This window comes from Proteus sp. fly-1089, assembly GCF_040138965.1.
Taxonomy (GTDB): Bacteria; Pseudomonadota; Gammaproteobacteria; order Enterobacterales; family Enterobacteriaceae; genus Proteus; species Proteus vulgaris_B.
In genome coordinates this window covers 823,044-834,293 of the sequence record NZ_JBEETS010000001.1, presented here as the reverse complement: position 1 = coordinate 834,293, position 11,250 = coordinate 823,044, and the positions used below count along the sequence as shown (strand labels likewise).

Genomic DNA, 11,250 nt, shown 5'->3' with positions numbered 1-11,250 from the left:
AAGTTATTTCTTTTTTTTTAACTTAATCTTCATTAATTATGGCCTTATCTGTCGCATTTATTTCCACACCAAACTGATCAATTATTTTCCATTTAATCAATCCATCTTTTTTAATTTTATTTTTTGTATTATATTCTTTAAACGGTGGTATGGTTTTACTCTTATTAATCAATAATACATCATTACAACTGACGTTAAGCAAAGTAATAAAGTAAGGGGTGGGGTTTTTTATAATAAACTCGTTGTTTTTATTTTTTAAAAACTCAATTTTATTATAGGCATCTTTTGCATTTTCTTCTATCGATATCGGTCTGTATATTAAGTTATAGATAGAGTTCATTGATATATGCAATAAGTTTTCATTTTCGTCTGAATCTGATAATACTGGTATTCTTTTAATATTTATTCTATATATTGTTTCTCTATCTTTTTCTTTTATTTCATCTATTTTAAAAATTTTCAAGGAGTAGTTCTCATCTTTCTCTATTTTAAAAAGTGGGGGAGTGATCATAAAAGGTAATTCATCATCATTATTTTCATCATAGTATGAAATCCAGCTTTGTATAAAGTATTCACTATTTGTATTATTTTTTATTTCAATGATTTCTTGATTTTTGCTTTCGATAAAAATAAATTTATCCTTATTTATTTCTATCGACGTGTAACCATAAATAGGAAGAATGCTAAATATAGATAATATAGTTAGTTTTGTTTTTTTAATCATTTTGTATTTAAGTATAGTAATTTAATATTGTTTTTAAGTTGGAAATATTAAAACAAAGCTGGATAACCAGCTTTGTTAATTTTTAAGACATTAATCTACAGCGACATCACTATAAATAACGTCAAATGATAGGCTAGATCTTACTAAGCCTGGTGTTGCATCTAATCCATTTGGTTTCATATAATTGACTTCAAATGAAAAATCAGCGGTTTTAGCATCTTTATCAATATTTAAATTAAATACTTTAGGTCTTTCATTACTTAATTGAATAATGTTTTTTTCTGAATCAAAAATGGCAAGATCAACATTACTACCATTATCTGCTAGGTTTTTTAATGAATTTTTTGTTTGTTTTGGAATTTTCAACTGAATACTAGAAAGACTTTCACTACAATTAGCAAATTGAATGGAAAGTGGTTGGGCATCCGTTTTTGCTATATGGTTATCTCCAAAATTATTTGCTTGAACTGGGGGTAATTGAACAGGTTGTATGTCTTGTAATTGGCAATTGGGATTCGCTGTAACAGAACCATTAATAGTAATTGTACCTACATTTTTTTCTGTGTATTCAACCGCATTTGCTTGAGTTGATAAAAAAGTTGTAGATAAAATAAGAATTGAGAGTAAATTTTTTTTCATTTCAAATTCCATTTATTGAATTAATAAAGTTATTTAATAATCTTCTTGTCTCTAGAAGCTAAAAAAATATTATTTATTTATCTTTTCAAAATCAAATTTAATTGAATTAAATATCTTTATTTTTATGGTGAATAAAAGAATAAACAGTAATTAATTGTTATTAAAAACACGGACATCAAACTATTTGTTTAATAAAGTAGTTTGTTTTAGAATTATCTACTTTTAAGGTTTTTTAGTTATAATTTAATAAGGTCTTTTTTATAAAAAAATTAAACGGTATTGATATATTTTTATATATTTAGATATAAAAAAAGCACCTGGTTAGGTGCTTTTATAAAAAGATAAAATTAATTATTTTGCGGTGATATTTTTTGTACTAACCACAGTATCAATTTCTTTTTGTGCTTGTAGATGAGATTGCTGAGTGTGCTCTTCACCAAAGGCTGTACCTTCAGCCATAATAAATTGTACGTCATTGATACCGATAAAAGCTAAAAACTGTGTAAGGTATGGAACAATCAGATCAGAAGGCTTATCTTTATGAATACCACCACGGCTCGTTAATATAACCGCTTGTTTATCTTCAAGTAAACCAACAGAACCCGCTTCGGTGTATTTAAATGTTTCACCTGCGCGAGCGATATAATCAATGTAATGTTTTAACTGCGCCGGAATTGAGAAGTTATACATTGGTGCCGTGATAACAATGATATCATGAGCTTTTAATTCACTAATTAATTCATCAGATAATGCTCTGGCAACTTTTTGTTCATCAGATAGCATTGCTGTTTCTTTTCCAAAAGCGAATAGAGTAGCTTGGTCTAATGTTGGTACTGTATCTTTAGCGAGATCACGTACAGTAATCAGGTCATCTTTATGGTTATTTTGCCAATTTTCAATCAAGTAATCAGCCATTTTATTGCTGTGTGAGTAGTTATCTAAAATACTTGATTTCAGTACAAGGATCTTTTTCATTATTTTCTCGTGGTCTATAAAGTGTTCTATTTATTTAAATTTATTAGTTAATAGTAGTTTACCCAATCTTTAAAATATCACATCACAATCCTTTGAATATGCTATTCAAAATTATTGATTATATGAAATCATAGACTAAGAAATTTAACCAAGCCTTTATGTGCCAATAGCCTGTTGTGATATCATAAAGGCATTAGTTTTGATTAGAATAACCTCAAAAAGGATAATAAAAGGTGACATTATCATCTGCCATGCTCTATCAAGAAATAGAGCAATTATCGTTGCGGGAGCAGCAACGGTTAAGAAAACGTCTACGTGGCGTCGCTAAAATTAATAATGAAGAGTCTAAACAGGTGGTATTAAGTGCAATTAAGCAATATATCACCACAGCACAACAGATGATAATTCGCCGCCAAGCTAATTGTCCTGAAATTACTTACCCAGAAAACCTTCCAGTTAGTCAAAAGAAAGATGCTATTTATAATGCAATAAGAGATAACCAAGTCGTTATTATTGCAGGGGAAACTGGCTCTGGTAAGACAACACAGATCCCTAAAGTTTGTCTTGAATTAGGTCGAGGGATCAAGGGATTTATTGGGCATACTCAACCGCGTCGTTTAGCTGCACGTTCAGTGGCTGAACGTATCGCTCATGAATTAAAAAGTACGTTAGGAGAATCTGTAGGTTATAAGGTTCGTTTTAGCGATCATGTTGGTGACAATACACTTGTTAAATTGATGACTGATGGAATTTTGTTAGCAGAATTACAGCAAGATAAACTGTTACTGCAATATGACACGATCATTATCGATGAAGCCCATGAACGTAGTTTAAATATCGATTTCATTCTTGGCTATTTAAAACAGCTATTACCTAAACGTCCTGATTTAAAAGTCATCATTACATCAGCAACCATTGATCCTGAGCGTTTTTCTAAACACTTTAGTCAAGCTCCAATTATTGAAGTATCAGGTAGAACTTATCCTGTTGAAGTGAGGTATCGCCCAATTGGTGGTGATGAACTGGATAGCGATAAGGATATGACTGATGGGATTATTGATGCTATTGATGAATTAAGCCGAGAAAGTGCGGGTGATATTCTTATTTTTATGAGTGGTGAACGAGAAATTCGCGATACTGCTGATGCTCTGAATAAATTACAACTTCGCCACACTGAAGTATTACCTTTATTTGCCCGTTTATCTAACAGTGAACAAAATCGAATTTTTCATCCCCATAATGGCAGACGTATTATTTTAGCAACTAACGTTGCCGAAACTTCATTAACTGTGCCAGGTATTAAATACGTTATTGATACGGGGTTCGCCCGCGTCAGTCGTTATAGTTATCGTACTAAAGTACAACGACTTCCAATAGAGCCTATTTCTCAAGCATCAGCCAATCAAAGGAAAGGGCGTTGTGGTCGTGTTTCTGATGGTATTTGTATTCGTCTTTATTCAGAAGATGATTTTATTTCTCGTGCTGAGTTTACTGATCCTGAAATATTAAGAACTAATCTTGCATCTGTTATTTTGCAAATGACCTCAATAGGATTAGGTGATATTGGTGCGTTTCCATTTGTACAGCCACCCGATAAACGTAATATTCAAGATGGTGTTCGATTATTAGAAGAGCTAGGTGCATTACAAGAGGGAACCGATAACAATGGCGCTTATCGTTTAACCCCTATGGGAAAACAACTTGCACAACTTCCTATTGATCCTCGTTTAGCAAGAATGGTACTTGAAGCACGTAAATATGGTGCTGTTAAAGAGTTGATGGTTATTACTTCCGCACTTTCAATTCAAGATCCTCGTGAAAGACCGATGGATAAACAACAAGCTTCTGATGAGAAACATCGGCGCTTCCAAGATAAAGATTCTGATTTCTTGTCTTTTTTAAACATGTGGGATTATTTAAAAACTCAACAAAAAGAGTTGAGTCATTCCCAGTTTAGAAAACTGTGTCGCCAGGAATTTTTAAATTTTATGCGCGTTCGAGAGTGGCAAGATGTTTATACGCAATTACGACAAGTTGTGAAAGAATTAGGTTTTCCAGTTAATAGTGAGCCTGCTGATTTTAGAAGTGTTCATGTTGCACTCCTAAGCGGTTTATTGTCGCATATTGGACAAAAAGATGCAGATAAACAAGAATTCACAGGTGCAAGAAATGCTCGTTTTTCTATTTATCCTGGCTCAGGTCTATTCAAAAAACCGCCTAAATGGACAATGGTGGCAGAACTAGTCGAAACATCTCGTTTATGGGGGAGAATTGCGGCTCGGATTGAACCAGAATGGATTGAACCTATTGCTGAACATTTGGTGAAACATCAATATAGCGAACCTCATTGGTCAAAAGCACAAGGTGCTGTAATGGCTAATGAAAAAGTAACATTGTATGGTTTACCTATCGTTGCCTCTCGACCTATAAATTATAGTCAAATTGATCCGCTTTTATGCCGTGAACTCTTTATTCGACACGCCTTAGTGGAAGGAGATTGGCAAACTCGTCATGCATTTTTCCGTGACAATTTAAAATTGCGGACAGAAGTTGAAGAGTTGGAACATAAATCCCGTCGTCGTGACATTCTTGTCGATGATGAAACAATGTTTACTTTCTACGATCAACGAATACCTCAGGATGTTGTTTCGTCTCGCCATTTTGATAAATGGTGGAAAGAGGCACGGAAAACATCACCTGATCTGCTTAACTTTGAAAAAAGTATGCTTATCAAAGATGATGCTAAACGAGTTAGTGCATTAGATTATCCGAACTACTGGCAACAAGATAATCTAAAATTACGCTTAACCTATCAATTTGAACCGGGCACTGCAGCTGATGGTGTCACTGTCCATATTCCATTACCTATTTTAAATCAGGTAAAAGACGAAGGTTTTGATTGGCAAATTCCGGGTATTCGTCATGAATTGATTGTGGCCTTAATTAAGTCATTACCAAAACCTATCCGCCGTAATTTTGTACCAGCACCTAACTATGCTTCTGCTTTTTTAGAGCGTGTACCTCAAGTTGAAGGTGATTTACTCGATAGACTTGAAAAAGAATTACGGCGTATGACGGGCGTGACCGTTGATAGAGAGAGTTGGCAACTAGATCAAGTTGCCGAACACTTAAAAATGACATTCCGTGTTGTTGGCGATAAAAATAAAACACTGGCAGAAAGTAAAGATCTCAATAAATTAAAAGAGAATTTAAAGGAAAAAGTGCAAGAAACATTATCGGCTGTGGCTGATGATGGTATCGAGCAGCAAAATCTGCATATTTGGAGTTTTGGTGATTTGCCTCAGCGTTATGAGCAAAAACGCGGTGGTTATTCAGTGAAGGCTTATCCGGCACTTGTTGATGAAAAAAATAGTGTAGGTATTAAGCTTTTTGAAACAGAAACTGAACAGCAAGCTTCAATGTGGGAAGGGGTACGACGGTTATTATTATTAAATATTCCTTCACCGATTAAATACCTGCATGAAAAATTACCAAATAAAGCAAAACTTGGTCTTTATTTTAATCCTTATGGCAAAGTGCTTGATTTAATTGATGACTGTATTGCTTGTGGTGTTGATAAACTTATCGCGTCTTATGGTGGTTTAATTTGGCAAGAAGACGAATATCAAAAGCTACAAGAGTATGTCAGAGCAGAACTAAATGATGCTGTGGTTGATATAGCAAAACAAGTTGAAGCAATTTTAACGCAAGTATTTGCCATTAATAAGCGTTTAAAGGGGAGGGTTGATATTAGTGTTGCTTTTGCATTATCTGATATTAAAGCCCAGCTTGGCCAGTTAGTTTTTCCTGGTTTTGTTACCTCTCACGGTTGGAAACGCCTTGCTGATATTCCTCGTTATTTAAGTGCTATTGAAAAACGAATGGAAAAATTGGCTATTGATCCTAATCGTGATCGTGCACAAATGAGTCGGGTTGAAAATGTTATACAGCAATGGCAACAATGGTTAGGCAAATTGACTGAAAAACAAAAACAGCAAGACGATGTACAAAATATTCGCTGGATGATAGAAGAGTTAAGAGTGAGTCTATTTGCTCAACAGATAGGAACACCTTATCCAATCTCAGATAAACGTATATTGCAGGCAATAGAACAAATTAGTTTTAACTAATTAAATAGTGACATGTTTGACCCACGGGAACTTATACTTCTTGTGGGTTTTTTTATTTTCTTGCTAATTAATAACTACCTATATATTAGTTACAACATACTATATGTTTCTTAATTTATACGCATCTAACCATCCGTGTAAAAAATAACAGCTTAGCAGGAGAAATTTTCTGACTTAAGTGAAATTTATTTTGAAGAGAGGTAGAGAGGTAGAGAGGTACTATTTTTTCAGTACCCCTCAGATTATCTTTAGTAAATAGTTAAGTAACCCAATGCCGGAATAGCGCCAAATAAGACAAGAGCTAACAGAATTTTCTCACTTAAGAGTAGCGGTTTTTTATCTTTGTACTGTTTGCGTGTATATAAAAACATTAAGATACCAGGTGCGTAAAGTACAACAGATAATAATAAATTAATAACACCTGACGCATAAAGTAACCATAAACCATATAAACTTGCGGGTATAGCTATCAGTAATAAAGCACGGCTACTACGTGCAATAGCAACTTTAAATAGAAAAGCACCCACTAAGAAATAAGGAACAAGGATCATCTCTGAGGCGATAGTCAATAGTGTGTTGTAGTTACTTCCTGTTAGCCAAATTAATACTAAAGAGAATTGAACAGCTAAGTTGGTAAACCATAATGAAGATGATGGTGCATCATTTTTATTTTGCTTACCGAGTTGTTTAGGAAATGAATGATGCAATGCTGCGATATAGGGAACTTCAGCGGCCATAATTGTCCAGCTTAAATATGCACCACAAACAGATAAAATAAGACCTGCGGCAATAATTATTTCACCCATACTACCAATCAGTTGTACAAGCAGAGGAGCCATTGATGGGTTTTTCATTGCGGCTAAATCAGCTTGACTGACTAAACCTTGTGATAAAAGTGTCACAAGAATATAAATAACCAGAGCAATAACAACGGCAAGTACAGTTGCTAAACCAACATCTCGTCGATTTTTAGCTCTTGCAGAAACGACAACGGCACCTTCAATACCAATAAATACCCATAGCGTGATCAGCATTGTATTTTTAACTTGGTCCCAAACAGGAACACCCATATTTATTCCTTGAAAATCAAGGGTAAATATATCCATATTGAAAGCTAATAGGGCGACAATAACAAATAGTCCTAATGGAATAAGTTTTGCCATTGTTGCCATTAAATTAATACTGGCGGCTGTTTGTACACCACGTAAGATAAGAAAGTGAACAACCCAAAGTAATATGGATTCTCCTATTAAGGCCTGCCAAGTATTCCCATCACCAAAAATGACATTTTCGGGGGTGTCTGTAAAAAAACTGAAGGCCGCAAAAACAATAACAAGATAAGAAACGTTAGCGACAACTGCGCAAACCCAATAACCCCATGCAGAGCAAAAACCAATAAACTCACCAAATCCTTCTTTAGCGTAAGTGAAAATACCACCGTCAAGATCAGGCCGCAGGCGAGAGAGAAGCAATAAAGACGTGGCAAGAAAGAGTATCCCAACACCCGTTATTACCCAGCCAATAATCAATGCAGCAGGGCTAGCAACTTCAGCCATATTTTGAGGCAAACTGAATACACCTGCACCAACCATTGAGCTTAACACTAACGCGGTGAGTGATATTAAGCCAAGTTTCTTATTCAAGGATAATTACCTACGTGATTAAAATTGTAAATAAATAGCGTATTTTCTTGTTTTTTGGTCAGTAAATAGAATAAATATGAATATCTCAAATTTAAATAAAGATAAAAACACTAAAAAACAGCGAGATTTTACGGAGAGTTAACTTGGTTGTCTATGCATTAAATCATAAAAATTATGCACTTTTACAAAATGTGGTTTGTTTGATTATATTTTGAGTAAAAAAAACCTCGCATAAGCAAGGTTTTTTTAAATTAGGAAGTTTTATTACTTGAATAAGTCAGCAGTAATAGTGACTGTACCACCATCACTTTGCCATTCATTGGTAATATGGTAATACTTGGCACCTTTTGCGGCAGCACGTTTAGCAACCTGATAAGAAATTTCTGGTGAGTTTACAAAGTACCCGCTAAATGTAATGGTATCAAAAGGATCCATTAACGCAGCAGCAGCTTTGTTGACTTCTTGGATTTCAGTGCCATCAGGTAATGTTACAGTGTAACGACCACCTGTACCTGAAGTTTGTGTATCAGCAAATGCACCTACGTTTCTATCAAAATCAGTGTTTGATGCAAGACCTGGTTTCTCAACTTTATTAGCAGCGACTCCGCCTTCTGCAATAAGTGCGCGACCGGCATCAGAATCATAGGGAACAACCGCTTCTGGTGCTTGAATAGCGCGTTTAGGTGCATCTTTTTTGTAGATATAAGCTGTAACTTCTTGGTTACCACCATCATTTGTCGATACATTACGTACAATAAAGAATGATGCAGCACCTTTTTTAGCTGCCGCTTTTGCAATTGCATCGTTAATATCCGGGGTTGTTGGGAAGTAACCACGGATAGAAACAGTATCAAATGGTTGTAACAGAATTGCTTCAGGTTTTGGTAATTCAGTTACGCCATGAAAAACACGATAGCTTTCTTCTTCTGCTTTGGGTGCATCTTTATGGTATAGATCAGCAGTAACACTCATGTTGCCACTATCACTAATATCATCTAGACCTTGAATGTAGAAACTATCAGCACCGACTTTATCCGCACGACGAGATACCGCATCAGCGGCTTCATAAATAGCGTTAAAACGACCGATAACTGTAATTCTTTCAAATGGTTTTAGTTCTGCAGCTTGTTCGGGGGTTAATTCCTGAGCAGCCTGCGCAACAGTGATATTAGTTAAAGACAACATCGCTGCTGCGATGACTGAGGTTTTCAGCTTCATACAAAATCCTTCCGCCTTGCGCAATTAATATTGGTCATGTGCTGAACGTAGTGGTTTATCACATAGGGATTAATTATTACATGTAATAATAGCATTTGTCGCATTATTTTATTTAGCGAATCACCACAGAGTCAAATGACCAGTATATGTTACCAGATATTTACCTGAATATAGTGAATAATTCATAAATATGCCTTTTCGACTAAAATGATCCAATTAAGTTCAATTTTAGCTTTACACAGATATAGATTATTGGTTTTATTTTCAGTAGGTTATTAGAGCTCCGATTAATGGCATGCATATTATTATTTTTAACATTTTTTTTGCATGAATGTGAAGTTAACGGAGAGGTTTTAACAGAACTCTATGGATAAGAAGGGAAAATTATGCGAATTGGTATACCCAAAGAGCGACTTTCTAATGAAACAAGGGTTGCGGCAACACCTGCCACAGTAACTCAACTCATAAAATTAGGATTTACAGTCGCAATTGAAAATAGTGCTGGTATTGCTTCAAGTTTTGAAGATAAAGCTTATCAAGAAGCTGGCGCCGAGATCCTCGACCTCCAAAATGTTTGGCAATCAGACATTATTTTGAAGGTAAATGCACCGCTTGATAATGAAATAACATTATTACAAGAAGGTGCAACGTTAGTGAGTTTTATATGGCCAGCACAAAATGCGTCATTGCTCGAAAAACTAGCTGAAAAGAACATTAACGTCATGGCCATGGATAGTGTGCCACGTATTTCTCGTGCGCAATCTCTTGACGCGTTGAGCTCGATGGCAAACATTGCAGGTTATCGTGCTGTTGTTGAAGCCGCTCATGAATTTGGCCGATTCTTCACGGGGCAAATTACTGCAGCTGGTAAAGTACCACCAGCTAAAGTGATGGTTATTGGTGCCGGTGTTGCAGGTCTTGCTGCGATTGGTGCCGCAGGGAGTCTTGGCGCAATTGTTCGTGCATTTGATACTCGTCCTGAAGTTAAAGAACAAGTTCAAAGTATGGGCGCTGAGTTTCTGGAACTTGATTTTAAGGAAGAAGCAGGCAGTGGTGATGGTTATGCCAAGGTAATGTCAAAAGCCTTTATTGATGCTGAAATGGCGTTATTTGCAGAACAAGCAAAAGATGTTGATATCATCATTACAACCGCATTAATCCCAGGAAAGCCAGCACCTCGTTTAATCACGAAAGAAATGGTTGATTCAATGAAACCAGGGAGTGTGGTTGTTGATCTTGCAGCCCAAAATGGGGGGAACTGTGAATATACCGTACCGAATGAAGTCTTTACGACAGAACATGGTGTGAAAATTATTGGTTATACAGATCTTGCAGCTCGCTTGCCGGCACAATCGTCTCAGCTTTACGGTACTAACTTAGTCAATTTACTGAAATTACTTTGTAAAGAGAAAGACGGCAATATCAATATTGATTTTGATGATGTTGTTATTCGAGGCGTCACTGTTATTCGTGCTGGTGAAGTCACATGGCCTGCACCACCGATTCAAGTTTCAGCACAGCCTAAAGCTACACCTGCTGCGAAACCACAAGAGAAACCCGTTGCTAAACCTGTTTCACCTTGGAAGAAATACGGCTTATTAGCTATTGCTTTCTTATTATTTGCATGGCTTGCCAATGTTGCACCAAAAGAGTTTTTATCTCACTTTACGGTATTCGCGCTTTCTTGTGTGGTGGGATATTACGTTGTTTGGAATGTTAGCCATTCATTGCATACACCATTGATGTCAGTTACAAACGCAATTTCAGGCATTATCGTTGTCGGTGCTGTACTACAAATTGGGAGTGGTGGTTGGGTTAGCCTCTTTTCGTTTGTCGCAATTTTAATTGCGAGTATTAATATTTTTGGTGGATTTACTGTTACTCAACGTATGTTGAAAATGTTCCGTAAAGGATAAGGGAG

The 11,250-nt window shown here is 35.7% G+C and carries 7 protein-coding genes; 2 read left to right on the top strand and 5 right to left on the bottom strand.

Annotation, left to right across the window (positions count from 1 at the left end; genetic code table 11):
* Positions 1-22: 22 nt before the first annotated feature.
* The 3 genes from ABN080_RS03890 to ABN080_RS03880 all read right to left on the bottom strand — a co-directional run bounded on the left by ABN080_RS03890 (position 23) and on the right by ABN080_RS03880 (position 2,338).
* Positions 23-724 carry a fimbrial biogenesis chaperone gene (locus tag ABN080_RS03890; protein WP_349440419.1) on the bottom strand — a complete coding sequence of 234 codons (702 nt, stop codon included), beginning with the start codon at positions 722-724 and terminating at the stop codon, positions 23-25.
* A gap of 90 nt (positions 725-814) precedes the next feature.
* The gene (locus tag ABN080_RS03885) at positions 815-1,363 is read right to left on the bottom strand and encodes a fimbrial protein (protein ID WP_349440418.1); all 549 of its coding nucleotides are present in this window, start codon (positions 1,361-1,363) and stop codon (positions 815-817) included.
* Between the two features lie 351 nt (positions 1,364-1,714).
* On the bottom strand, positions 1,715-2,338 hold the full coding sequence (locus tag ABN080_RS03880; protein WP_349440417.1) for an FMN-dependent NADH-azoreductase: 624 nt from the start codon (positions 2,336-2,338) through the stop codon (positions 1,715-1,717).
* 233 nt (positions 2,339-2,571) lie between these two features.
* Here ABN080_RS03880 and hrpA point away from each other — a divergent pair, with 233 nt between their 5' ends.
* Positions 2,572-6,468, top strand: a complete 3,897-nt coding sequence (hrpA, locus tag ABN080_RS03875) for an ATP-dependent RNA helicase HrpA (protein ID WP_349440416.1) — start codon at positions 2,572-2,574, stop codon at positions 6,466-6,468.
* Positions 6,469-6,716: 248 nt separating this feature from the next.
* Here the strand turns inward: hrpA and ABN080_RS03870 are convergent, their stop codons facing one another.
* Together ABN080_RS03870 and ydgH are read right to left on the bottom strand one after the other, a co-directional pair.
* Positions 6,717-8,111, bottom strand: a complete 1,395-nt coding sequence (locus ABN080_RS03870; protein ID WP_349440415.1) for a basic amino acid/polyamine antiporter — start codon at positions 8,109-8,111, stop codon at positions 6,717-6,719.
* A 264-nt stretch (positions 8,112-8,375) separates the two neighbouring features.
* Positions 8,376-9,329: a DUF1471 family protein YdgH gene (gene ydgH / locus ABN080_RS03865; RefSeq protein WP_196552963.1), complete on the bottom strand. Its 954-nt coding sequence runs from the start codon at positions 9,327-9,329 to the stop codon at positions 8,376-8,378.
* 386 nt (positions 9,330-9,715) lie between these two features.
* On the opposite strand from ydgH, the gene pntA reads away from it, so the two are divergent.
* Positions 9,716-11,245, top strand: a complete 1,530-nt coding sequence (gene pntA, locus ABN080_RS03860; RefSeq protein WP_349439036.1) for a Re/Si-specific NAD(P)(+) transhydrogenase subunit alpha — start codon at positions 9,716-9,718, stop codon at positions 11,243-11,245.
* Positions 11,246-11,250: the final 5 nt, after the last annotated feature.

Bases quoted from the DNA above. Each gene is read 5' to 3' on its own strand.
- ABN080_RS03890 (WP_349440419.1), bottom strand. From the start codon at position 724: ATGATTAAAAAAACAAAACTAACTATATTATCTATATTTAGCATTCTT.
- ABN080_RS03885 (WP_349440418.1), bottom strand. From the start codon at position 1,363: ATGAAAAAAAATTTACTCTCAATTCTTATTTTATCTACAACTTTTTTA.
- ABN080_RS03880 (WP_349440417.1), bottom strand. From the start codon at position 2,338: ATGAAAAAGATCCTTGTACTGAAATCAAGTATTTTAGATAACTACTCA.
- ydgH (WP_196552963.1), bottom strand. From the start codon at position 9,329: ATGAAGCTGAAAACCTCAGTCATCGCAGCAGCGATGTTGTCTTTAACT.
- pntA (WP_349439036.1), top strand. From the start codon at position 9,716: ATGCGAATTGGTATACCCAAAGAGCGACTTTCTAATGAAACAAGGGTT.